This window comes from Alcanivorax sediminis (assembly GCF_009601165.1).
In the GTDB taxonomy this organism is placed as follows: Bacteria; Pseudomonadota; Gammaproteobacteria; order Pseudomonadales; family Alcanivoracaceae; genus Alcanivorax; species Alcanivorax sediminis.
In genome coordinates this window covers 1604566-1627223 of sequence record NZ_WIRE01000001.1, presented here as the reverse complement: position 1 = coordinate 1627223, position 22658 = coordinate 1604566, and the positions used below count along the sequence as shown (strand labels likewise).

The 22658-nt window shown below is 58.3% G+C and carries 22 protein-coding genes; 7 read left to right on the top strand and 15 right to left on the bottom strand.

Annotated features, from left to right (window positions below; genetic code table 11):
- The first annotated feature begins 3 nt into the window (after positions 1 to 3).
- Complete coding sequence (locus GFN93_RS07385) at positions 4 to 1068, top strand: cyclic nucleotide-binding domain-containing protein (protein ID WP_235901724.1); 1065 nt, start codon at positions 4 to 6, stop codon at positions 1066 to 1068.
- On the top strand, positions 1031 to 3832 hold the full coding sequence (locus GFN93_RS07380; protein WP_153500172.1) for a hybrid sensor histidine kinase/response regulator: 2802 nt from the start codon (positions 1031 to 1033) through the stop codon (positions 3830 to 3832). Before GFN93_RS07385 ends, GFN93_RS07380 begins: the two co-directional genes overlap by 38 nt.
- Here GFN93_RS07380 and GFN93_RS07375 read toward each other — a convergent pair.
- The gene (locus tag GFN93_RS07375) at positions 3774 to 4802 is read right to left on the bottom strand and encodes an AraC family transcriptional regulator (protein ID WP_153500170.1); all 1029 of its coding nucleotides are present in this window, start codon (positions 4800 to 4802) and stop codon (positions 3774 to 3776) included. The genes GFN93_RS07380 and GFN93_RS07375 overlap by 59 nt on opposite strands.
- Positions 4789 to 6264 (bottom strand): AAA family ATPase, encoded by a 1476-nt coding sequence (locus GFN93_RS07370; RefSeq protein WP_153500168.1) that lies wholly within the window; start codon positions 6262 to 6264, stop codon positions 4789 to 4791. Before GFN93_RS07370 ends, GFN93_RS07375 begins: the two co-directional genes overlap by 14 nt.
- A gap of 157 nt (positions 6265 to 6421) precedes the next feature.
- Here GFN93_RS07370 and coq7 point away from each other — a divergent pair, with 157 nt between their 5' ends.
- Positions 6422 to 7084 carry a 2-polyprenyl-3-methyl-6-methoxy-1,4-benzoquinone monooxygenase gene (gene coq7 / locus GFN93_RS07365; protein ID WP_153500166.1) on the top strand — a complete coding sequence of 221 codons (663 nt, stop codon included), beginning with the start codon at positions 6422 to 6424 and terminating at the stop codon, positions 7082 to 7084.
- Positions 7085 to 7599: 515 nt separating this feature from the next.
- On the opposite strand, the gene speD is transcribed toward coq7, so the two are convergent.
- Together speD and GFN93_RS07355 are read right to left on the bottom strand one after the other, a co-directional pair.
- Complete coding sequence (gene speD / locus GFN93_RS07360; protein WP_153500164.1) at positions 7600 to 8460, bottom strand: adenosylmethionine decarboxylase; 861 nt, start codon at positions 8458 to 8460, stop codon at positions 7600 to 7602.
- 84 nt (positions 8461 to 8544) lie between these two features.
- A complete protein-coding gene (locus GFN93_RS07355; protein ID WP_153500162.1) occupies positions 8545 to 8961 on the bottom strand; it encodes an OsmC family protein in 417 nt (138 codons plus the stop codon).
- Between the two features lie 289 nt (positions 8962 to 9250).
- Between GFN93_RS07355 and crp the strand changes: the two genes are divergently transcribed.
- On the top strand, positions 9251 to 9880 hold the full coding sequence (crp, locus tag GFN93_RS07350) for a cAMP-activated global transcriptional regulator CRP (protein WP_035233015.1): 630 nt from the start codon (positions 9251 to 9253) through the stop codon (positions 9878 to 9880).
- Between the two features lie 393 nt (positions 9881 to 10273).
- Here crp and trpC read toward each other — a convergent pair whose 3' ends face one another.
- The 4 genes from trpC to trpE are packed head-to-tail and all read right to left on the bottom strand — an operon-like array spanning position 10274 to position 14209.
- Positions 10274 to 11071, bottom strand: coding sequence for an indole-3-glycerol phosphate synthase TrpC (trpC, locus tag GFN93_RS07345; RefSeq protein WP_153500160.1), 798 nt, complete (start codon positions 11069 to 11071; stop codon positions 10274 to 10276).
- A gap of 11 nt (positions 11072 to 11082) precedes the next feature.
- On the bottom strand, positions 11083 to 12126 hold the full coding sequence (trpD, locus tag GFN93_RS07340; protein ID WP_153500158.1) for an anthranilate phosphoribosyltransferase: 1044 nt from the start codon (positions 12124 to 12126) through the stop codon (positions 11083 to 11085).
- Positions 12123 to 12716, bottom strand: a complete 594-nt coding sequence (locus GFN93_RS07335; protein WP_194285763.1) for an anthranilate synthase component II — start codon at positions 12714 to 12716, stop codon at positions 12123 to 12125. Before GFN93_RS07335 ends, trpD begins: the two co-directional genes overlap by 4 nt.
- Positions 12716 to 14209, bottom strand: a complete 1494-nt coding sequence (trpE, locus tag GFN93_RS07330; RefSeq protein WP_153500156.1) for an anthranilate synthase component I — start codon at positions 14207 to 14209, stop codon at positions 12716 to 12718. The genes GFN93_RS07335 and trpE overlap by 1 nt, the downstream gene beginning before the upstream one ends.
- 408 nt (positions 14210 to 14617) lie before the next feature.
- On the opposite strand from trpE, the gene GFN93_RS07325 reads away from it, so the two are divergent.
- The 3 genes from GFN93_RS07325 (at position 14618) to GFN93_RS07315 (ending at position 16238) form a co-directional block, all read left to right on the top strand.
- Complete coding sequence (locus GFN93_RS07325; protein ID WP_153500154.1) at positions 14618 to 15073, top strand: MOSC domain-containing protein; 456 nt, start codon at positions 14618 to 14620, stop codon at positions 15071 to 15073.
- A gap of 260 nt (positions 15074 to 15333) precedes the next feature.
- Complete coding sequence (locus tag GFN93_RS07320; RefSeq protein ID WP_153500152.1) at positions 15334 to 15900, top strand: DUF1415 domain-containing protein; 567 nt, start codon at positions 15334 to 15336, stop codon at positions 15898 to 15900.
- Positions 15897 to 16238, top strand: a complete 342-nt coding sequence (locus GFN93_RS07315; protein WP_328594377.1) for a DUF3301 domain-containing protein — start codon at positions 15897 to 15899, stop codon at positions 16236 to 16238. The genes GFN93_RS07320 and GFN93_RS07315 overlap by 4 nt, the downstream gene beginning before the upstream one ends.
- A gap of 81 nt (positions 16239 to 16319) precedes the next feature.
- Here GFN93_RS07315 and GFN93_RS07310 read toward each other — a convergent pair whose 3' ends face one another.
- From GFN93_RS07310 to cyoB, 7 genes are all read right to left on the bottom strand, one after another.
- Positions 16320 to 16742 (bottom strand): VOC family protein, encoded by a 423-nt coding sequence (locus GFN93_RS07310; RefSeq protein WP_153500150.1) that lies wholly within the window; start codon positions 16740 to 16742, stop codon positions 16320 to 16322.
- A 180-nt stretch (positions 16743 to 16922) separates the two neighbouring features.
- Positions 16923 to 17474, bottom strand: coding sequence for a response regulator transcription factor (locus tag GFN93_RS07305; RefSeq protein WP_153500148.1), 552 nt, complete (start codon positions 17472 to 17474; stop codon positions 16923 to 16925).
- Position 17475: 1 nt separating this feature from the next.
- Positions 17476 to 18810 (bottom strand): ATP-binding protein, encoded by a 1335-nt coding sequence (locus GFN93_RS07300; protein WP_235901722.1) that lies wholly within the window; start codon positions 18808 to 18810, stop codon positions 17476 to 17478.
- A 42-nt stretch (positions 18811 to 18852) separates the two neighbouring features.
- Positions 18853 to 19548, bottom strand: a complete 696-nt coding sequence (locus GFN93_RS07295) for an SURF1 family protein (RefSeq protein ID WP_235901720.1) — start codon at positions 19546 to 19548, stop codon at positions 18853 to 18855.
- Positions 19549 to 19675: 127 nt separating this feature from the next.
- Positions 19676 to 20032, bottom strand: a complete 357-nt coding sequence (gene cyoD, locus GFN93_RS07290) for a cytochrome o ubiquinol oxidase subunit IV (protein ID WP_153500145.1) — start codon at positions 20030 to 20032, stop codon at positions 19676 to 19678.
- Positions 20029 to 20658, bottom strand: a complete 630-nt coding sequence (gene cyoC / locus GFN93_RS07285) for a cytochrome o ubiquinol oxidase subunit III (protein ID WP_153500143.1) — start codon at positions 20656 to 20658, stop codon at positions 20029 to 20031. Before cyoC ends, cyoD begins: the two co-directional genes overlap by 4 nt.
- Entirely contained in the window at positions 20651 to 22651 is a 2001-nt protein-coding gene (gene cyoB / locus GFN93_RS07280) for a cytochrome o ubiquinol oxidase subunit I (protein WP_153500141.1), read from the bottom strand. The genes cyoC and cyoB overlap by 8 nt, the downstream gene beginning before the upstream one ends.
- Positions 22652 to 22658: the final 7 nt, after the last annotated feature.

Sequence of the window (22658 nt, the reverse complement as noted above, 5' to 3'; positions counted from 1 at the left end):
GCCATGTCTACAACAGCGGCGGAAATGTCCCGCCTCGAAAACTTCATTCCCTTCGACTGTCTCAGCGAGTCCCACCTGCAGGAAATTCAGGGCCAGATCGAAGTCATTAAACTGGCGCCAGGCCGACTGCTTTTCAAACGTGGCCAGACCAGCGACAAGGCTTATTTCCTGGTAGAGGGCTCACTGGACCTTACTGATGCCAGTTTTCAGGTTCGTCACTTTACTGCTGATGACGACGAAAATTATCTGGCACTGGATAACTACCCCGAACACACCATTAATGCCATTTCGGCGGAAGCCACTACCCTCTACGCCATCGACCGCAACAAGCTGGATCTGCTGATGACCTGGACCCAGGCGGCAGAGTCCATGCTTGATGAGGGCGACGATGAAAGCGAGCGGGACTGGATGGACGCCCTGCTGTCCTCAGAACTGTTCGCCGCAGTGCCCCCCGCCATGATCCACAGCCTGTTCGTGAAGTTCGAGGAACGGGAAGTACAACTGGGGGAAACCATCGTCACGGAAGGCGAAGACGGCGATACCTTTTTCGTCATCAAGCAAGGCAAGGCCATGGTCAGTCGCAGCAAAGGCGCCAAGCAGGAAACCCTGGCGGCCCTGTCGGCAGGCCGCTTCTTCGGTGAAGATGCCTTGATCAGCGACAGCCCGCGCAACGCCACGGTCACCATGACCAGTGATGGCATTGTCATGTGTCTGGGCAAGAAGGACTTCCAGTCGATTCTTCAGGATTCCGTAATTCGTCACCTCACCGAAGATGAACTTGATACCATGGTGCTGGAGGCCGACACAGCGTGCATACTGGTGGACGTGCGCCTGCCCATGGAATTTCGTCACGACCGCACCCCGGGTGCCCGTAACATTCCACTCAATGAATTGCGCAGGGAAGTGCATAACCTGGAAAAAGATTTTTTCTATGTGGTTTGCGGAGACGGTCGACGCAGTGAGCTCGGTGCCTATATCCTCTCCGAAGCCGGGCTGAATGCCTATGTGCTTGATCGGGGAAAACCAGCGGATGCAGAGCAACAAAACACTATGGTGGAACAGGCCTGAACAGTTTGTCTGGCTAATGGTCATTGCGCTGCTGTGCCTGACCGGCATGGCACAGGGCGCAGCAGAACCACCACCACCTTACATCATCCACAGTCTGCCGAATGATGCCCGAGTCACCATATATTCGGAGTATCTGCAGGATACGAACGGCGATCTGACTATTCACCAGGTCAGCAATGGCCCGATCGCGGATCGCTTTCAGCCTGCCACCCGTTTCGTCGAACGACTGGGTATCCAGCAAAACCCCTGGTGGGTTCGCCTGGCTATCAAGAATGAATTTCGCGAGCAACAGACCTTCTCTCTACAGCTACGGGGTAATCCCAATGCCAGCCTGTTCGTGCCCAACGACAACGGCGTGGGTTATCAGCTAGCCGATAACCGTGCCCGCATTCCCGGACGGGATGCCAGCTTCCGTATCCATCTGCCGGTGGGTGAGGAGCAACTGTTCTATATCAAGCTGCAGCCACGGGGTTACCTCACCTACGGACTCAGCCTGTCGACGCTCAACGAGCATCTGGCCAGCAATCAGCGCCAGGACAACCTCTATATGCTCATGGCTGGCGCCCTGGCGACACTGATCATCTACAACCTGATCGCGGCCATCATGCGAGGCGGCAGCACCTATTACTATCAGGCCGGTTTCCTGCTGTGCATTACCCTCATCAGCCTGCTGCTCGCCGATTTCCTGCCCTATAGCCTGACCGATGGAAACCAGCTGCAATCCCGACTGCTGTTTCCCTTGATGCTGATTGCCATGGCGGCCGCAGCCGGGGTCACCCGTTGCTACTTCCGGCTGCAGCGTAGCAAGGGCTGGCTTGACTACTGCACCCGCACCCTGCTGATTGTGCCCTTGCTCTGCCTGCCCCTGGCATTCTTATTGCCGCTGCCCCTCGCCGCCTATCTGTGTTTCTCTCTGGTGAGCATCGCCGCGTTGCTGCTGATCGCCATGGGATATACCACCTGGCACCGTGAACAAAATGGCGGAGGCCTGTTTTTCATTACTACACTCTTTGTGTGCCTGCCTGCATTGGTACTTGGCCAGGCCTACCTGGGTCTGCTGCAAACCAGCGCGGAGCTGCCACAATGGCTAATGGCCTCAACCATAGTAGAAGCCCTGACGCTTGGTATTGGACTGCGGGTAAGAGTCTCCCATCAGGCTCAGCTGCGCATTGAGCAACAACGCTCCGAGGCCGTTGCCGAAACAGTGGAAAGCACAAGGCGTGAAACCCTCGCCCGCATTGGCCACGACATTCGAACCCCCCTCAGCGGCATCCTCGGCATGTCAGAAATTCTGGCAGACACCCCTCTCACGCCGAACCAGAAGGAGTGCGTGGGCGCGATCCAGCACGCCGGGGACAACCTGCTGCGAATCATTAACGATGTTCTGGAGCACTCCCATCTTTCCACCGACAGCAGTGATGTGAACCAGGCCTCCCTGGATGTGCATGACCTGCTGATGGAGGCCATCGACCTGTTCAAGGAGCGGGCCGAAGAGAAGCAGATCGAGCTGATTACCCATGTGCATACCAATGTCCCCCCACGGGTATTGGGTGATGCCGGGCGACTGCGTCAGGTGCTCACCAATCTGACCGGTGCCCTGATCCGTCATGGCACCCCCGGTGAGCTGATTATTGATGTATCCCTGGAGCCCACTGGTCAGGCAGACCGGGTACGTTTCGGATTTTCCGGTAGTGCACTCAGTGAAGAAGCGCTGAAACGACTACAGAATTCCCAACGGCAGAACGAAAGCAGCCATCTGAGCCTGGTGATTGCCGAGCAGCTGGTCGAAGCCCTGCATGGTCGCATGGGTAATCTGCAGGATCAGCGCGGCACTCATTACTGGTTTGTCATCCCTCTCCCCGCCGACCAGTCCGCACCGCCCCGCGCACCCAACGTGGACACTTCCTGCCTGGAAGGGCGCAGCCTGCTGGTGGTGGATGACTCCAGTACGGTCACCCGGGTTTTGCGCCACCATGCCCTTTCCTGGGGAATGCGAGTTACCGCCTGCCATGACCCACGCGAGGCGCTTGCCTCCTTGCGCACCCAGGCAAACATCAATGAACCCTATGATGTGGTAGTACTGGATCAGCAGATGCCCGGCATGGACGGCATGCAACTGGCCGCCCGCATCCATGAAGATCCGGTCATCATTCACCCCACTGTGTTGGTGATGCTCACCGGCATCCAGCAGGCTCCCAGTGCCACCATGGCACGTAACGTGGGTATTCACAGGGTGCTCTCCAAGCCAGTGTCTGCACCGCGTCTGCGTCAGGTGCTGGCTGAAGAATTGTCCACTGGCCCCACCCCCAAGGCTGAAACGGTAGACGCCAGACCCAGCCCGGATTTGCGCATTCTGGTGGCGGAAGATCACTATCTGAGCCAGAAGGTAATTCGCGGCATGCTGGGCAAGCTGGGGCTGAAAGCCGACATTGCCAGTGACGGCCAGGAGGCCCTCGCGCTGGCCGAAAAGAACCGCTATGACCTGATCCTGATGGACTGTGAAATGCCGGAAATGGATGGCTTTGAAGCGACCCGACGTATCCGGCAGCACGAGCAGCGCCACGCCCTGCCATCGACGCCTATCGTGGCACTCACCGCGCACATTCTGAAGGAACACAAGGACCGCAGTTTTGCCGCCGGGATGAATGACCACCTTCCCAAACCAGTGGAGCTGAACGTCCTGCGGGAGACGATTCTGCGATTCACTAACAGCGACGGTACTGGTTCGGACTCACCCCTCGCCAGCGGCGAAATGCTCGACTGAAAGAACTGGACTCTGCAAACCCCAGCAGCAGGGCAATCTCGGTTAACGACAGGGATTCGTCCTGCAGGTACAGCTCTGCCAACGTCTTGCGCAGGCTGTCCAGCATCTCGGGGAAGCGCAGTGACTGCGCGGTTAACCGCTTGCTCAACACCCTGGCGGTCAGCCCCAACGCCTGGGCCACGCTCTCCAGCGAGGGCTCGCCCCCTGCCAACTGTCGATAGATGGCCGCCCGGACCGCACTGGCAAGATTGGTATTCACATCGAACTCTGCCAGCAGCTCCCTGGCCTCCCGTTCCATCATCCCGGCCAGCCCGGGATCGGCCGTATTCAGCGGGGCGTTCAGCAACTCGGCATCCAGCACTACGCCATCAAAGTCAGCGTCAAACTGAACCGGGGCAGCAAAGTACTGCTGGTAACGCGTGATATCCGCTGGCGGCGCATGGCGGAAACAGACGGCCTGAGGAGCCAGGCGCTCTGGCAGCAGCGGCCGGATAAAGGCGACCCAACCAGTAATCGCGGCTTCCACCAGATACCGGGCCGGCTCACCACTGAGTGGGCACAACCACTGCAGGCGTACCACACCATCACCATGATCAATCCGGGTTTCACCCAACTTGCCTGACAGGCTTTCAAAACGTATGAGGCGATCAATGGCCTGGCCCAGGTCACGGCTGGCCAGAATCACATAGCCCAGCACCTGATAGGAGCGGGGTCGCACCCTGCGCCCGATCTCGAATCCCAGCCCGGTATCACCACTGGCCTGCATGATCACCAGAAACAGGCGCAGCACATCAACCAGAGGCAGCAACTGTTCCGGACGGGAAAAGCGCTCTTCCTCTATCCCTGCGCGGGCAAGGATGTCCTCACGGGATAACCCGTAATGGCATAGCAGATCCGGCAGCACCGCATCCACATAGGCCGCAGACAGGCTCTGGTCAGAGCCGGCCAGTGCCGGGTCAAGCACCGGCATTCACCGCCCTGCCCTGACACCAGTGCCGCAAACGTGCCAGCGGCTCAGCCATGGTCACAGACAGCGGCACGGTAGCTGCCAACTCCGCCTCCAGCAAGGACTGGTCCAGCGCCCGCTCTGCCGCACCGGCGCTGTACAGCCCGGCCACCACCGCTTGCTCGATTTCAGCCCCGGTGAAACCTTCGCTGCCAGCCGACAACGCAGCCAGATCAAAGCTGGAGGCTGGTAGCCCCCGTTTGTTGAGGTGAATGCGAAAGATGTCTTCACGCACCGCCGCATCCGGCAGATCCACAAAGAAGATCTCATCCAGGCGGCCCTTCCGAATCAGCTCCGGCGGCAACCGTTCAATATCATTGGCCGTGGCCACCATGAATACCTTGCTCTGGTTCTCCGCCATCCAGGTCAGCAGCGTACCCAGAACCCGCCGAGAGGTGCCGCCATCGTTGTCACCCACGGCGATACCCTTCTCGATCTCGTCGATCCACAGCACACAGGGAGACATGGTTTCGGCCATTCGCAATGCTTCACGTACATTGCGCTCAGACTCACCAAAAAACTTGTTGTAGATGGCCCCCATATCGAGACGCAATAACGGCAAACCCCACAAGCCCGCTACCGACTTGGCTGCCAGGCTCTTACCGCCGCCCTGCACCCCCACCAGCATCACGCCACGGGGGGAGTCAATGTCAGTGTCACCATGAAACGCTTTTTCGCGCTTGCCCAGCCACTGCTTGAGCCCCTGCAACCCGCCCACATTGGCAAAGCTTTCGGTGTCGTACTCGTAGCTGAGAACCCCATCCATTTCCATCAGCGCGAACTTGGCCTTGTTCACTTCCGGCAGGTCCGCTTCGGTGATGGCACCGTCATGGAGGATGGCACCACGGGCCAGTTTGCGCGCATCCTCAACGCTCAGACCACGCAGGTTTCTGATCAAGCGATCCAGCGACTCGCGATCCGCACGCACCCGCTCGCCTTTCTCCTGCTTGAAGCGGCGCGCCTCATCCTGAACGATGTGCTCCAGCTGCTTTTCATCCGGCATGGAAAGGCTGAACCGGGCCGAGTACCGGCGAATTTCCGCAGGTATCTCAAACTGGTGGCTGATCAGCACCAACGAGTGCTGGAGCCGTTCATGATGAAGGGCAATCTCCTTGAGCAGACGAACATTTTTCGGCTCATCTTTAAGGAAAGGGTGCAGATCGCATAACGCATAAATGCCTGGCTGACTGGTGCCACGGATCTGGCCCAATACCGCTTCCGGCTCCACCGTATGCTTCTGGCTGGGCACATCATCAAACTCCAGCCGACGCAGGCCATCCACGGCATTCCAGGCAAACACCGGTCGTCCTTCCTTCATTCCCAGCCGCCGGATCAAATCCAGCGCTCTCAGCTCTTCCCAGGTCTCGATCACCACAATCGGATAGCGGGAGTCGAGCAGCATTCTCAGGTCGTTCAGATCACTCATTTGGAGTACGCAACAGGCGTCGCAGCTTCACGCGGCGCTGTAATGTCCTTGTTATTGTGTTGAATCAAATGCTGAAGTCACTGGCTTCGGCTACACTAGAATCTCTGTAACCAACCCTGCGTGCAAGCCTGTTGCATGCTGTGTGAAGCATATAGCCATGACCGAACGCCGACTTTCTCCTCTCGATCGCCTGCTGGCCCGTGCCGACAATGCCCTGCGCACCCTGACACCGGGCACCATTCAGGCGGAACGCGAACCCACCGCCACGCCGGACAGCCCGGGCGGGGTGGCCCAGCCTGGCAATCTGCCGAAGGATCATCGTCGTCATGTAATGGGGCTGATGCGAATCAATCATACGGGCGAAGTTTGCGCCCAGGCGCTCTACCAGGGCCAGGCCAGTACCGCCAGCCTGCCGCATATCCGCCATGCCATGGAAGAAGCGGCCAAAGAGGAAGAGGATCATCTGGCCTGGTGTGAAGAGCGTATTCGCGAACTGGGGGGCACTCCCAGCAAGCTCAACCCGATCTTCTACGCCATGAGTTATGCCATGGGTGCCACTGCCGGATTGATTGGTGATCGCTGGAGCCTGGGCTTTGTCTCCGAAACGGAAAACCAGGTGGTGAAACATCTGGAGTCCCATCTGTTCCAGGTACCGGAAAGTGACTTGCGCACCCGCGCCATTCTCGAGCAAATGCGCACGGACGAGCTCAAGCACGCCGTCACCGCCAAAGACGCCGGCGGCGCTGACCTCCCCCCCCCTATCCGCCATGCCATGACATTGATGAGCAAGGTGATGACGTTTACGACCTACCGGGTTTGATTAGTTAACAGTTAATAGTGAACAGTTAACAGCGTGGCGCCAAACATCATCAGGTACTGATAACAAAGAGGCCGCGCCCATATCCCGGATGCGGCATTTTGTTTGACTGCCTGACGCCAGGGATGAAACCGCTGTAGGAGCTTGCCTGCAAGCGACCCGAGCCCTGGCGAGGAAATGAGTTTCGAGTTACGAGAAGCGAGTTTCGAAAGGCAAAACCTCAAACCTCGTGCCTGGTTATTATCTTTTGATTTTCGAAACTCGCTTCTCGTAACTCGCTTCTGGAATCCTTACCTCGCCAGGGCTCGGATCGCTTGCAGGCGAGTTATTCGCTCCGCTCACCCTTAGGGCACGCACTACGTGCGTTACTACACTACGTTCCTACTGCGGCATCGAAATAAAAGTTGTCACAAACAAAAAGGCCGCGCCCAATCTATGGGCGCGGCCTCTGTAGTTTCAGCTGGCAGCTGCGCTGATCGCGCAGCTATTCACTGTTAACCATTAACTCTTAACTGCTTTTAGCCCAGATTCCGGCTGTAGAAAATCTCCAGCATCTCAGTCTTCAGGCGCTCCTCAATCTGATCCAGCTCTTCCTGATCAAACTCGTCGCTACCGGCACCGAACAGATAGTTGTCGATGTCGAAATCCTTCAGCAGCATCTTGGTGTGGAAGATGTTTTCCTGATACACATTCACGTCGATCATTTGATAGGCGTTCTGGGTATCTTCGGTGAGGAAGTTCTGGATCGAGTTGATGTCGTGATCGATGTAGTGCTTGGTACCATCCAGGTCACGGGTCATGCCTCGCACCCGGTAATCCACGGTCACGATGTCGGAGTCGAAGCTGTGGATCAGGTAGTTCAGCGCACGCAGCGGTGAAATAACCCCACAGGTCGACACGTCCACGTCCACCCGGAAAGTGGAAATACCATTGTCCGGATGAGACTCTGGATAGGTGTGAACCGTCACGTGGCTCTTGTCCAAGTGAGCCACCACGGTATCCGGCAGCGGACCCGGCGCTTCCTCATCCCAGTCAGAACCGTCCGGCGGCGACTCATGCTCGGCAATCAGCATGGTCACGCTGGCGCCCTGCGGGTCGTAATCCTGACGAGCCACATTGAGAATGTTGGCGCCAATGATCTTGGTCACATTGGTGAGAATCTCGGTGAGACGCTCAGCGTTATACAGCTCATCAATATATTCGATGTATTCCTTACGATGCTGCTCAGTCTTCGCGTAAGCAATATCAAAGATATTGAAGCTCAAGGATTTGGTCAGGTTGTTGAAACCGTGAACCTTAATCTTGGGATTGGGATCTTTCACCACAGCCGTACCCCATGGGCGTTTCACCGCCACATTAGAACTAACACAACGCCGCATTACTGCGACCACCTGTCTGCGAAGCCGTTAAACGCTTCGCCTCACACCCCGGAATCCCGGGTAAGATCAACCTGACCGAAAGGATCAGGCCTCAATGGTATAACTATGGGTGATCTCAACACCACCGCGCCCCAGCATGATGCTGGCTGAGCAATATTTCTCGGCAGACAGCTCAACGGCACGCTTCACCTGAGTCTCTTTCAGGTTATTGCCGCTGACGATGAAATGCAGGTGGATCTTGCTGAAGACCGCCGGCACTTCATCCACGCGCTCTGCAGTCAGTTCGCAGCGGCAGTCGGTCACGTCCTGTCGGGATTTTTTCAGGATATGCACCACATCAAAGGAGGAACAGCCTCCCACACCCAGCAGCAGTGTCTCCATGGGGCGAGGACCACGGTTCTCGCCACCATGATCCGGAGGGCCATCCATCAGCACGGTATGGCCGCTTTCGGTCTGCCCTTCATAGCAGGCCGCTCCCTGCCATTTCACCACTGCTTTCATGGCTGTCTCCTGAGTCTGTTCGTCCCGGGGAACAAGCCCCGTAAAAAGGCGCGCAGAGTACCATACGGGGGGGGCTACGCCACCCCCTTTTCGTCACCCACTGCCCCCCCCGTTGCGGCACGACCTGGCCGCCGGCCCCTCCGTTGGGAGGGGCTGGTCACGACTTTACCACCGCTGGAGCCGTGAAAACCGAGAGTGAGAGCCAGTTCCCTTGGCATGTCTGATAAAAACAGGCAATATCCATGGTCTTATTGGCTAAGACATTTTTCTGGCTTAAGACTGAGCGCCCATGACTGAAGGCAACAAAATTATTCCAAATCTGGACCATTTCCTGGCCAATTGTCACCGTCGCAAGTATCCGGCGAAGAGCACAATTATCTATGCCGGGGATGAGTCAGATGCACTTTATTACATTCTGAAGGGGTCTGTGACCGTCATGATTGAGGATGATGACGGCCGCGAAATGATTATGGCCTACCTCAATGAGGGGGACTTCTTTGGTGAAATGGGATTGTTCGAAAACGATCCGTCCCGTTCTGCCTGGGTCAAGGCCAAAAGCGAGTGTGAAGTAGCGGAAGTCAGCTACGCCAAATTCAAGCAACTGGCCCGTGAGGACGCCGACATCCTGTTCGCTGTGTCCGCCCAGATTGCCGGACGTCTGCGCGCCACCACCCGCAAGGTAGGTGATCTGGCGTTCCTGGACGTTACCGGTCGTGTCGCGGGCACCCTGCTGGATCTGTGCAAGCAACCCGACGCCATGACCCACCCGGACGGCATGCAGATCAAGGTGACCCGCCAGGAAATCGGCCGCATTGTTGGCTGTTCCCGTGAAATGGTGGGCCGGGTACTGAAGAACCTGGAAGAACAGGGTCTGGTGTCCGTGAAAGGCAAGACCATGGTGGTTTACGGCACGCGGTAAACAGCAATTAACAGTTAATAATGAATAGTTAATAGCTGCGCAGATTGGCACCATCCTGATCTGAAAACAAAGAGGCCGCACCCGGAACCCGGGTGCGGCCTCTTTGTTTTTACAAACGTGTTGCTAAGCCACCGTAGGAGCCCAGCTTGCCTGGGCGATCCGAGCCCAAACGAGGTATAGCTTCAGGCCTCGACATAGTTATCTGGCGAAGCCAGGTCTGACAGCCTTGATCGATCATGCTTCAACCGTGCCGTGCTTCGCACGGTTCGCCCAGGCAAGCTGGGCTCCTACAACGGCTTGCACTGGTTACATACAACGAAGCCGCCCCCGGATTCCGGGCGCGGCCTCGAACCTTATCGCTAACACCCTCGCTTCCCGCGCAACTGTTAACTGTTAACTGAAGAACAGCGCCTTCAGCCCCGCCCCCGGGTCGTCCTGACGCATGAACGCCTCGCCTACCAGGAAGGAATGGATGCCGTTGCTGCGCATCAGCTTCACGTCGGCAGCGGTGTGGATGCCACTTTCGGTGATGATCATGCGATCACCGGGTACCTTCTCCGCCAGTGTCAGGGTGGTATCCAGGCTGGTCTCGAAGGTGTGCAGGTTACGGTTATTGATGCCGATCAGCTCCGCATTCAGCTTCACCGCCCGCTCCAGCTCTTCCTCGGTATGCACTTCTACCAGCACATCACAGCCGGCCTGCTGGGCGGCATGGTTAAGCTCGTCCAACTGGGCATCAGACAGGGCCGCCACAATCAGCAGTACCGCATCGGCCCCCATAGCTCGGGATTCAAAAATCTGCCACGGGTCGATCATGAAGTCCTTGCGGATCACTGGCAGGCTAACTGCATTACGGGCAGCTCTGAGGTAGTCGTCGTGGCCCTGGAAGAAATCCTGATCGGTCAGCACTGACAAGCAGGCAGCGCCGTTTTTTTCATAACTGCGGGCGATGGCAACGGGATCAAAATCATCACGGATTACCCCCTTGCTGGGCGATGCCTTCTTGATTTCAGCGATCACCGCAGGCTGCTTGTCACGCACCCGATCGAACAAGGCGCGGGCAAAGCCACGGGCCTTGCCCTGATTCTCTGCCATGGACTGCAGATCACCCAGGGTGTAATTGTTCTTGCCCACCGCAATCTCTTCCTGCTTGCGGGCAATGATTTTGTCGAGAATGGTCCCTGTACTCATAATGGCTCTCCCTAGTCAGCAGCCTTCAGGGCGTTACTGAACTGAGCCAGCTCACGCATGCGTTCGGCTGCCTCCCCATTGTGTATCAGGTCTTCCGCCATTCGTACCCCCTCTTTGTGAGTGCGGGTAATGCCGCTCACATAGATGGCTGCGCCGGCATTCAGTGCAATCATGTCCGCCGCCTTGTTGGCCGCCTCGGTGGAGCGCTTGCCGAGGGCATCCTTGATCAGGGCCAGGGAGCTGTCCGCGCTGGTCACATCCAGCCCTACCAGAGAGGCGGAGTCGAGACCGAGATCTTCCGGGGTCACGTCATATTCCGTGACCTGACCGTCCTTGAACTCCGCCACATGGGTACGGGTGGCCAGGGAGATCTCGTCCAGACCATCCTTGCTGTGTACCACCATCACATGCTCACCACCGAGACGGCCCATCACCTCCGCCATGGGGCGGCACAGCTTCTCGCTGAACACCCCCAGCACCAGACGTTGCACGCCCGCCGGGTTGGTCATGGGGCCGAGAATATTGAACAGGGTACGCATACCCAGATCCTTGCGCGGCCCTACCGCATACTTCATGGCCTTGTGGTGATTGGGCGCAAACATGAAGCCTACACCCACATTATCCACACAGCTGCCGATCTGCTCCGGAGTGAGATCCAAAGCAATACCCGCGGTTTCCAGCAGATCAGCAGAACCACTACTGGAACTCACCGAACGCCCACCATGCTTGGCCACATGGGCACCGGCCGCCGCCGCCACAAAGGCACTGGCAGAGGACACATTGAACAGGTTGGCACCATCACCACCGGTACCCACGATATCCACCAGGTACTGGCGGTTGGCCACCGGCACCGCCGTCACCAGCTCGCGCATTACCTGCACACCGCCGGTAATTTCATCCAGAGATTCGCTCTTCATGCGCAGGGCCACCAGAAACCCACCAATCTGGGCATCAGTGGCACCGCCAGTCATGATCAGGCGCATCACGTCCTGCATCTCGTCCACGCTCAGGTCGATCTGGTCGACCACCTTGGCCAGCGCTTCCTGAATGTTCATGCGCCTTGCTCTCCTTTCAGAAAATTATCGAGCAAAGCATGGCCGTGCTCACTGAGAATGGACTCGGGGTGATACTGCACCCCTTCGATGGGCAGGGTCTTGTGTCGCATGCCCATGATCTCGTCCATGCTGCCGTCGTCGTGCTGAGTCCAGGCGGTAATCTCCAGACAATCCGGCAGGCTGTCTTTCTCCACCACCAGCGAATGGTACCGCGTCGCTGTATAGGGCGACGGCAGGTCACGGAAGATGCCCACCCCACTATGGTAGATCGGCGAAGTCTTTCCGTGCATCACCTGGCGGGCCCGCACCACCTTGCCCCCAAAGGCCTGGCCAATACTCTGATGCCCCAGACACACGCCCAGAATCGGCAACTTGCCGGCAAAATGCGTGATAGCCGCGATGGAAATGCCGGCCTCATTGGGCGTACAGGGCCCCGGAGAAACCATCAGTCGATCCGGGTTAAGGGCTTCGATTTCTTCAAGGGTAATCTGGTCATTGCGATGCACCAGCACCTCGGCGCCCAGCTCCTGCAGATACTGGACCAGGTTGTAGGTAAAACTGTCGTAGTTGTCGATCATCAAGACACGCATTACCGCTGCCCTCCGTCTGCCAGGTTGAGACCACCCAAAGCCAGATTCACCGCCCGGAATACCGCCCGGGCCTTGTTCATGGTCTCGTCCCACTCCGACTGGGGCACCGAGTCGGCCACAATGCCGGCACCGGCCTGCACGTACAGTCGCTCGTCCTTCACCACCGCAGTGCGGATGGCGATAGCCGTGTCCATGTCTCCGTTAAACCCGATGTATCCCACTGCGCCACCGTAGATACCGCGCTTGGTGGGCTCCAGTTCATCAATGATTTCCATGGCGCGAATCTTTGGCGCGCCACTCAGGGTACCGGCCGGGAAGGTAGCACTGAGCACATCCAGCGGGCCCTGGCCGTCCTTCAGCTCGCCTTCCACATTGGACACGATATGCATCACGTGGGAGTAACGCTCCACCACCATCTTGTCGGTGAGGCTCACCTTGCCAGGCTTGGCCACCCTGCCCACGTCATTGCGACCCAGATCAATCAGCATCAGATGCTCGGCGATCTCCTTGGGGTCGGCCAGCAGGTCGGCTTCCAGGGCGTTGTCCTCTTCCACCGTGGCACCGCGCTTGCGGGTACCGGCAATGGGGCGCACCGTCACTTTGCCCTGCTCCGCCCGAGCGAGAATCTCCGGCGAGGACCCGGCGATGTGGAAATCGTCCAGATCCAGATAGAACATGTACGGTGACGGATTCAGGTAACGCAGGGCCCGGTACAGATCCATGGCCGGCGCCTTGAACGGACAACTCATGCGCTGGGCCGGCACCACCTGCATCACGTCGCCGGCCAGAATGTACTCGCGCACCTTCTCGACACCCGCCTTGAACAGGTCTTCCGGGAACTCACTCTGGAAATCGCTCTCGTCCACCGGGTCGCCGTACACCACATGTTCTGGCTCGGGCAGCGGCGCACGCAGCTGCTGCTCCAGAGCTTCCAGACGTGCCTCCGCCTGGGCCGCCGCCCCTTCTGCTCTGGGGTCCCCATGCACAATCAGATAGAGGGCGCCACGCAGGTTATCGAACACCACCACCTCTTCGGAACGCATCAGCAGGATGTCCGGCACCCCGAGCACATCCTTGCCCGGAGCGGGCCCCAGACGGGGCTCGAAATAGCGCACGCTGTCATAACCGAAATAACCCACCAGACCGCCGTTGAAACGGGGCAGGCCAGGCAGTTCCGGAGACTGATATTGCTGACGGTAGTCCTCAATCCAGCGGATCGGGTCGTCCACATCCTGACGGGTTTCCCCCTCGGCATTGCTGACCGAGACGGTCTGCCCGGTGATGCGAATGACCTCCGACGCAGGCAGGCCAAGAATGGAGTAACGACCCCAGCGCTCCCCGCCCTGTACGGATTCAAACAGATAGCTGTAGGGCCCCTGGGCCAGCTTGCGGTATGCCGTCAAGGGGGTATCCAGGTCCGCCAGCACTTCGCGGACAAAAGGGACCCGGGTATAGCCCTGCTCGGCGTAACGTTCCAGTTCTTGTGGTGACATGGTTTTTCCTTATCCGACCTTTTCCAGGCAGGCCGATATCGAGAACGCAGATTGTAGAGAAAAATGAAGCAAAAGGGGCGTGCCAGTGCATCAACGCAGGCACAGGGGGAGCGTCACCATCGCCAGCTGGCGGGTGCGGACAGGAAAGCAAAGCTGTTGATCGGGGCGCAGTCCAAGGGGACGTCCTTTCTCAAACCAAATCGATGAGTGAAATTGTAGTCAATGCAGACGCCAGACGCCAGACACTGAATGCCTGACGTCTACCTACGCCCTTCAGGTATGCCTGCAAGTGATATATCGCCAGCAGGCTGGCTCCCACACTGGCTACACTCATGTAGACTAGACTCATCATCCACCGGACAGATTGATCGTCAGGCGTCGGGCTTCCGGCGTCAGGCCAAATACTTCATGAATATTGTCGCCCTCTACACCGCTGACGAGTCACGCGGGCCCATGACCGGCCATGAAGCCGTTCAATTACGGGCTGGCTGCGGCATTGTTGGCGATCGTCACTGCAAGCGGAACACCAAACCCGAAGAACAGCTGACCCTGATCGAGCACGAAGCTGTGGACGCTTTCAACGAGGAGTTTGGTCAGGAAGTCCAGCCACACCAGCTGCGCCGCAACATCGTTACCAAAGGCGTGGACCTGAATGCCCTGGAAGGCCGCGAGTTCATGGTCGGCCCGGTGCGGGTGCGCGGTATTGAACGGTGCGAGCCTTGCTCGGTAGTAGGTAAACTGCTGGCCGGCGAGCTCACCCCCACCCGCATCATTCAGTCCTTCATGGGCCGTGGTGGGCTGCGCTGCGAGATCCTGTCCACCGGGGTCGTCCGAGTGGGCGACGATATCGACATACTGGACTAACGCTTAGTGCAGGAGCGCTCCGGGCCCTTCAGGGTATGCCTGCAAGCAATCCGAACCTCGGAGGTATTGATTCCAGAAAGCGAGGTACGAGGTTCGAGTCACGAAAACCTGAACAACCGGGATATTCCGGATTTTGCCGTTCGAAACTCGTCACTCGACACTCGCTTCTTGTTTGCCTCGCTGTGGCTCGGATCGCTTGCAGCCGAGATCCCACAAAACCGGGCATACCGCCCTACGACACATATAGAGCGCATCACAGAATGAACGACGTGGAAAAAACCCGCTACATCAATCAGACCCGCCAGTGGCTGGAACAAGTGGTGATTGGCCTGAATCTGTGCCCCTTCGCCCGCAAGCCGTTCCAGAAAGGGCAGGTACGCTTCGCGGTCAGTGACAGCCGCAATGTGGAAACCCTGCTGCAGGACCTTTACGACGAACTGGAAACATTGGCCACCACCCCCGCCAGCACCATCGATACCACCTTGCTGATCATCCCCGATCAACTGGAAGACTTTTACGACTACAATGACGTGCTGGATCTCGCCGATGCGCTGCTGGAACAGCAGGACTGGGTTGGCACCTTCCAGATCGCCAGCTTTCATCCGGCCTACCAGTTTGCCGACACGGAAGCAGATGACCCAAGCAACTACACCAACCGCGCGCCCTTCCCGATTCTGCACCTGCTGCGTGAGGACAGCCTGGAACAGGGCCTCGCCAGTTATCCGGACCCGGAAGCCATTCCCGAGCGCAACATGGACACACTGGACAACCTCACCGAGGAGCAGTGGGTCAGCCTGTTCGGCAGCCTGCCGGGAGCCTCACGGTGAACCTGCAACTCGGCGATATCTTTCTGGTCACCGCCGTGATCATCATCGCGGCCCTGTTCTGGCGCTCCCACGGCATCCGCGAACGGGCGCTGGGCTACACACGCAAATACTGTGAGCGGGAAGAAGTGGAATTTCTCGATGACACGGTAGGCATGGACAAGCTGGCTCTGCAACGGGACGGCAACGGCAAGCTGCGCATCACCCGCATCTACCGGTTTGAATTCACCGTCACTGGCGGCGAGCGCTACCAGGGGCACACCATCGTCATGGGCGGCGTTGTGCAACGGGTAGACCTGCCTCCCCACCGCTACACCCCTCCCCCGGAACGCCTGCACTAACGTAACCCCATACAACCTCACCCCGTAGGAGCCATGCTCGCATGGCGATCTCGAGCCACAGCGAGGGCTATGCCCCTAAAATTACGGCATGGGCTTGTCGCAGTTCACCATCCAAGGTACGCCAAACCGGTCGACGCACATTCCGAACCGCGTTGCCCAAAAGGTCTCTTCCAGCGGCATGGTGACCTTGCCTCCTTCACTCAACTGGGCAAACACGGCTTCGGCCTTCTCCGCGGTTTCCACCCCGATATTGATAATGGTCCCCTGCGGGGTTTCATACTGATCCGGCGGACAATCAGACCCCATCAGCGTTAGCCCATCGCGCTTGAGACAGATATGGCAGATACGATCATGCATCGCTTTGGGCACCTGATCCGCCATCGGGGATTCCCCCATGGTAATCAGAAATGCCACCGGCGCTTCCAGTATGCGGGCATAGAGGTCGAAGGCTTCACGACAGTTCCCGGAAAAATTCAGGTAGGGGTTGATCGACAGATCAGACATGGTTTCTCTCCTTGAGATGATTGGCTATCCATAGCTAATCGAATGACATGACAACAATTCGACAGGGGAGGAGTTTTTTTGAAGCGACGCCAGCGACGCTCCTGCGCAACGCTTATCTAACGCATAATATTTTGAATTTGAATTTAGCTATTAACTATTCACTGTTAACTATTAATTGCTTTACTTCACCCGCTGTTTTTCCAGCTTGCGGGCCAGGGTGCGGCGGTGCATGCCCAGGCGGCGAGCGGTTTCGGAAATGTTGAAGCCGGTCTCGGCCAGGGTCTCGTGAATGCGCTCCCACTCCAGCGTTTTCAGATCCGAAGAGCGTGCCGTCAGGGCCACCTCGGTGGTGCCTTCGGCACGCTGGAAGGCATCTTCAATGTCATCGGTATTGGAAGGCTTGGCGAGATAGTGGCAAGCCCCCAGCTTCACCGCTTCCACCGCCGTGGCGATGCTGGCATAGCCGGTCAGGACCACAATCAGTGTCTGTGCATTGTGCTTGTGCAGCGTCTGCACACAGGCCAGCCCGGAGGCTTCGCCCTTGATCTTCAGGTCCACCACGGCGTAACCCGGGTTATGGGTTTGGAGCACGGTTTCCATCGCCTCATGGCTGTCCGCCGTCACCACGGTATAGCCGCGACGCTCAAAGGAGCGACCCAGGGTACGGGCAAACGCTTCGTCATCTTCAACTATCAACAACAGGCGCTCTTCATTCTCGATGGCATCAGACATGTCAGCCCTCCTCTTCCAGCGTGACCGTGTTCAGGGGCAGCGACAAGGTCACCAGCGCACCACCCTGAACCAGATTGCGCGCGCGCAGATTGCCGCCCAGGGTGCGCAAGACATTCATCACCAGGAACAGCCCAAGGCCACTGCCCGGACGCCCCTTGGTGGACTGATACGGCCGGCCAATGCTGTCGAGCATTTCTTCCGGGAACCCTGGCCCCCGGTCTGTCACCGAAATCAGCAGTGTTTCGTCTTCGCGGTGCACATCCAGCCGCACCCAGTTCGGCGACGCCTCCAGCGCGTTATCCAGCACGTTGTGAATGCTTTGCTTGAGTGCGTCATCAGACACAATGCGCAGATCCGTACCGAAATCATTCATGTAAATGAAATCCTTCACCGGCCGGGTATCGCGCCATTCGTCCACCAGCTCGTCCAGGAACTCACGCACCGTGGTTTCTTCAGAGGCCTCGCCACGGGTTTCCCCGGCAGACAGCAGAATTCCGCTCACGATGGACTTGCAACGCAGCACCTGGGTCTGCATTTCGGCGATTTCCTGGGCCATGTCCGAATCATTCCTGAACGGTTCCATGTGCTTCCAATCACCCAGAATCACCGACAGGGTGGCCAACGGCGTACCCAGCTCATGGGCCGCTCCCGAGGCCAGCAGACCCATGCGCACAATGTGCTCCTCCTCCACCGCACGCTGACGCAGCTCTGCCAGACGCTCATCGCGCTGGCGCTTGTTGCGATTAATGCGATTGATGAAGATCACCAACAGGCCGCCGTTCAGCACAAAACAGATCAGCATGCCTTCGATGTACAGACTGAACAGCCCCTTGGAATGATCCAGTGGCATCGGCAAAGGATGCCCGTACCAGGCCAGCCAGCCGAAACACAGCGTGGTCACAATCAGGATCACCCAGGTAGACCAGGCCTCCAGCAGCACCGCGCCGAGAATGACCTGCAGCAGGAACAAAAACACGAAGGGATTGGTGGCCCCGCCGCTGAGAAACAACAGGATGGTCAGAGTGCCCACGTCCACCAGCAACGAGCAAAACAGTTCGGTATTGCCAATCGGACGGCGAACGCGAAGGCGCAGTACGCTGAGGGCGTTAAACAGCAACAGACCGAACAGCACGACCAGCATGTTCGACACCGGCAGCGGCACATCCAGCCCGAAGCGCACCACCAGAATGGTGGCGAACTGGCCAAACATGGCCAGCCAGCGCAGCTGAATCAGCAGCTGCAGGTTCTTGCGGCCCGTCGCATCATCATTGCCACTACCCAGCATGCTGCGCAGGGCAGATAGCGGATGCCGGTTGGCGGAATCGGTTGTACTCATGTTATCCATGCCGCCAAGTGTAACGGCTTCCACGTGAAAGCGTCAGCGATGCCGCAGCACCAGAACGCTGGCCAGCACCATACCCAGCGCGAGAGCGAACCAGGTAATGGCATACACCAGATGGTTGTTACGGAACTGGATAACGGTGAGCCCGCCCACCGGCAGGGCCTCCCTGGTTCGAGCCGCATCCACAAAAAAGGGCGCCACGGGCGCAATGCCCTGCCGGGCCGCCATGGCCTGCACATCCCGGGAGTACCAGCGGTTTTCGGCAGGCACATTGTCACGTAACACGCCACCACCGGGGTGACTCATGCGCAACAGCCCCGTCACCGTCACCGCCCCCTCCGGCGTGAATGTCCCGGCCTCGGCAGCCTTGCGCTCGGCCTGCGGCACAAAGCCCTGATTGATATACACCCAGCGGCCATCGGCCTGCTGCAACGGCGCCATCACCCAGTAGCCCTGCCCCTCTTCCGTGGCCGCCGCCACCAGTGACACGGCCTCCGGGCGATACTCGCCGCTCACTGTAACGTGCTGGTATTCGTGGCTGTCTTCCCTCACCGCGGGCCAATTCGCCGGTATCGCCACAGCCTCGGCATGCACTCGCGCCTCCACCCGGGCAATCAGATCTTCCTTCCAGGCCAGCCGCTTCACCTGCCAGATGCCCAGCGCCATAAAGCCGGCAAACGCCACGGCCGCCAGCAACAGAAACAGGAAAGAGAGAAAACGCCGACGAGCCATGATCATGCCTCTTCAAACGTGGAGGAGAGGGGAAGAAATCCGTAGAAGCCTGCCGGCAGGTGATCCCTCACCAACAAAGACAGATTCGCCTGCAGGCAGGCTCCTACGGTGGGATGAACCAGCTAAGCTAGTTGATCATCCCCGGCATCATGTTCACGTTCAGGTTGTACATCACCCACAGGGAACCTGCGAGGGTGATGAACACCAGGATCAATGTGAAGATCAGCGCCAACATGTTCCAGCCGCCTTCCGAATGGAAGTTCATGTGCAGGAAATACACCATGTGCACCACAATCTGCACCAGCGCAAACGCCAGGATCACCATGGCGGTGGTGGTGGAGCTGTCAAACACATCGCCCATCACCACCCAGAACGGAATCACGGTGAGGATCACCGCCAGCACGAAGCCGGTGACATATTCCTTCAGGGTAACGTGGGGACCTTCCACCTCGTGGTGGTCATGATCGTGTGTATGCTCACTCATGGCAGCACTCCCATCAGGTAAACGTAGGTGAACACGCCGATCCAAACCACGTCCAGGAAATGCCAGAACATGGACAAACAGAAGACGCGACGCTTGTTTTCCGGAATCAGGCCACGCTTCTTCAGCTGGAACAGCAGGGTCACCAGCCACACGATGCCGAAGAACACGTGCAGACCGTGGGTGCCCACCAGCGCAAAGAAGGCGGTCCAGAAGCCACTGGTTTGCGGGCCAGCGCCCACGTGAATCAGGTGATGGAACTCATACAGTTCCAGGCCCAGGAAGCCGGCGCCCAGCAGGCCGGTGATAGCCAGCCAGAACATGGTGCCCTTCACCCGGTTGGCCTGCATTTGCAGCATGGCGAAACCGTAAGTGATGGACGACACCAGCAGCAGGGAGGTGTTCATGGCCACCAGAGGCAGATCGAACAACTCCATGCCGGTGGGCCCGCCCGCATAACTGCGGCCAAGCACACCGTAAGTGGCGAACAGACAAGCGAAGATCAAACAGTCGCTCATCAGGTAAATCCAGAAGCCCAGCAGGGTGCCGTTCTGGGGGTGGTGATCCCCCTTCACGAGAAATTCCAGCGGGGCCTTCTGCGCGTTGGCAGTCATGGTGTTATCAGACATTGGCAAGCACCCGTGTACGTTCCGCTTCAATCCGCTCTACTTCTTCCGCCGGGATGTAGTAGTCACGGTCGTAATCGAAGGTGTGGTAGATCGCTGTCGCAATCAGGGCCACGAAGGACACACCGGCCAGCAGCCACATGTGCCAGATCAGGGCAAAACCCACCACCACACTGATACCGGAGAGCACGATGCCCGCCCAGGTGCCTTTGGGCATGTGAATCGGGATAAAGCCGGACTCAGGGCGCTGGAAACCGTGCTGCTTCATCTGCCACCAGGCGTCCAGATCGTGCACGCGAGGCGTAAAGGCAAAGTTGTACGGCGGCGGCGGTGAAGAGGTGGACCACTCCAGGGTACGGCCATCCCACGGATCACCGGTTTCATCCTTGAGCGCCTCACGACGCTTGAAGCTCACCACCAGCTGGATCAGGAAGGCCGCAATACCTACGGCGATCAGCACCGCACCGAAGGCAGCAATCTGGAACCAGATCTGCAGGGACTGATCCTCGAAGTGGCTGACACGACGGGTCACGCCCATCAGGCCCAGCACGTACAGCGGCATGAAGGCAAAGTAGAAGCCGATCAGCCAGAACCAGAAGGAGATCTTGCCCCAGAACTCGTCCAGCTTGAATCCAGTGGCCTTCGGGAACCAGTAGGTGATACCCGCGAACAGACCGAACAGTACACCGCCGATGATCACGTTATGGAAATGCGCAATCAGGAACAGGCTGTTGTGCAGCACGAAGTCCACCGGCGGTACCGCCAGCAACACGCCGGTCATGCCGCCGATCACAAAGGTGACCATGAAGCCCACGGTCCACAGCATCGGCACATCGAACTTGATGCGACCACGGAACATGGTGAACAGCCAGTTGAAGATCTTCGCGCCTGTCGGGATCGAGATGATCATGGTGGTGATCCCGAAGAACGAGTTCACGCTGGCCCCCGAGCCCATGGTGAAGAAGTGGTGCAGCCATACCAGGTAGGACAGCACGGTAATCACCACGGTGGCATAGACCATGGAGGTGTAACCGAACAGCGGCTTGCGGCTGTAAGTGGCCACGATCTCGGAGAAGATACCGAACACCGGCAGGATCAGGATGTACACCTCCGGGTGACCCCAGATCCAGATCAGGTTCACGTACATCATGGCGTTGCCGCCCAGATCATTGGTGAAGAAGGCGGTATCCAGATAACGGTCCATGGACAGCATGGCCAGTACCGCAGTCAGCACCGGGAAGGCGGCCACGATCAGTACGTTGGTGCACAGGGAGGTCCAGGTGAACACCGGCATCTTCATCAGGCTCATGCCCGGGGCACGCATCTTCACGATGGTCACCAGCAGGTTCACGCCCGACAGCAGGGTACCCACACCGGCAATCTGCAACGACCAGATGTAGTAGTCGACCCCCACGCCCGGGCTTTGCAATATCCCTGACAATGGCGGGTAGGCCAGCCAGCCCGTCTTGGCGAATTCACCCACGAACAGGGACATCATCATCAGGACAGCACCACCAGTGGTCATCCAGAAGCTGAAGTTGTTCAGGAACGGGAACGCCACATCGCGAGTACCGATCTGCAACGGGATCAGGTAGTTCATGATCCCGGTGACCAGCGGCATGGCCACGAAGAATATCATGATCACACCGTGGGCGGTGAAGATCTGGTCGTAGTGATCCGGCGGCAGATAGCCCGCGGAATCCCCGAAGGCCAGCGCCTGCTGCAGACGCATCATGATGGCATCGGCAAAGCCGCGCAGCAGCATCACCAGGCCGAGAATGATGTACATGATGCCGATCTTCTTGTGGTCGATGGTGGTGAACCACTCGTTCCACAGGTAACCCCACAGTTTGTAGCGGGTAATGGCCGTCAGCATGGCAACGCCACCGATGGCCACCACGGCAAAGGTACCGAGAATGATCGGGTCGTGGAGAGGGATCGCCTCCCAGGTGAGGCGTCCGAAGATCAGCTTGGTCAGGTCCAGGTTTTCAAACATGGGCAAC

Bases quoted from the DNA above. Each gene is read 5' to 3' on its own strand.
- GFN93_RS07385 (WP_235901724.1), top strand. From the start codon at position 4: ATGTCTACAACAGCGGCGGAAATGTCCCGCCTCGAAAACTTCATTCCC.
- GFN93_RS07380 (WP_153500172.1), top strand. From the start codon at position 1,031: ATGCAGAGCAACAAAACACTATGGTGGAACAGGCCTGAACAGTTTGTC.
- GFN93_RS07375 (WP_153500170.1), bottom strand. From the start codon at position 4,802: ATGCCGGTGCTTGACCCGGCACTGGCCGGCTCTGACCAGAGCCTGTCT.
- GFN93_RS07370 (WP_153500168.1), bottom strand. From the start codon at position 6,264: ATGAGTGATCTGAACGACCTGAGAATGCTGCTCGACTCCCGCTATCCG.
- coq7 (WP_153500166.1), top strand. From the start codon at position 6,422: ATGACCGAACGCCGACTTTCTCCTCTCGATCGCCTGCTGGCCCGTGCC.
- speD (WP_153500164.1), bottom strand. From the start codon at position 8,460: ATGCGGCGTTGTGTTAGTTCTAATGTGGCGGTGAAACGCCCATGGGGT.
- GFN93_RS07355 (WP_153500162.1), bottom strand. From the start codon at position 8,961: ATGAAAGCAGTGGTGAAATGGCAGGGAGCGGCCTGCTATGAAGGGCAG.
- crp (WP_035233015.1), top strand. From the start codon at position 9,251: ATGACTGAAGGCAACAAAATTATTCCAAATCTGGACCATTTCCTGGCC.
- trpC (WP_153500160.1), bottom strand. From the start codon at position 11,071: ATGAGTACAGGGACCATTCTCGACAAAATCATTGCCCGCAAGCAGGAA.
- trpD (WP_153500158.1), bottom strand. From the start codon at position 12,126: ATGAACATTCAGGAAGCGCTGGCCAAGGTGGTCGACCAGATCGACCTG.
- GFN93_RS07335 (WP_194285763.1), bottom strand. From the start codon at position 12,716: ATGCGTGTCTTGATGATCGACAACTACGACAGTTTTACCTACAACCTG.
- trpE (WP_153500156.1), bottom strand. From the start codon at position 14,209: ATGTCACCACAAGAACTGGAACGTTACGCCGAGCAGGGCTATACCCGG.
- GFN93_RS07325 (WP_153500154.1), top strand. From the start codon at position 14,618: ATGAATATTGTCGCCCTCTACACCGCTGACGAGTCACGCGGGCCCATG.
- GFN93_RS07320 (WP_153500152.1), top strand. From the start codon at position 15,334: ATGAACGACGTGGAAAAAACCCGCTACATCAATCAGACCCGCCAGTGG.
- GFN93_RS07310 (WP_153500150.1), bottom strand. From the start codon at position 16,742: ATGTCTGATCTGTCGATCAACCCCTACCTGAATTTTTCCGGGAACTGT.
- GFN93_RS07305 (WP_153500148.1), bottom strand. From the start codon at position 17,474: ATGTCTGATGCCATCGAGAATGAAGAGCGCCTGTTGTTGATAGTTGAA.
- GFN93_RS07300 (WP_235901722.1), bottom strand. From the start codon at position 18,810: ATGAGTACAACCGATTCCGCCAACCGGCATCCGCTATCTGCCCTGCGC.
- GFN93_RS07295 (WP_235901720.1), bottom strand. From the start codon at position 19,548: ATGGCTCGTCGGCGTTTTCTCTCTTTCCTGTTTCTGTTGCTGGCGGCC.
- cyoD (WP_153500145.1), bottom strand. From the start codon at position 20,032: ATGAGTGAGCATACACACGATCATGACCACCACGAGGTGGAAGGTCCC.
- cyoC (WP_153500143.1), bottom strand. From the start codon at position 20,658: ATGTCTGATAACACCATGACTGCCAACGCGCAGAAGGCCCCGCTGGAA.
- cyoB (WP_153500141.1), bottom strand. From the start codon at position 22,651: ATGTTTGAAAACCTGGACCTGACCAAGCTGATCTTCGGACGCCTCACC.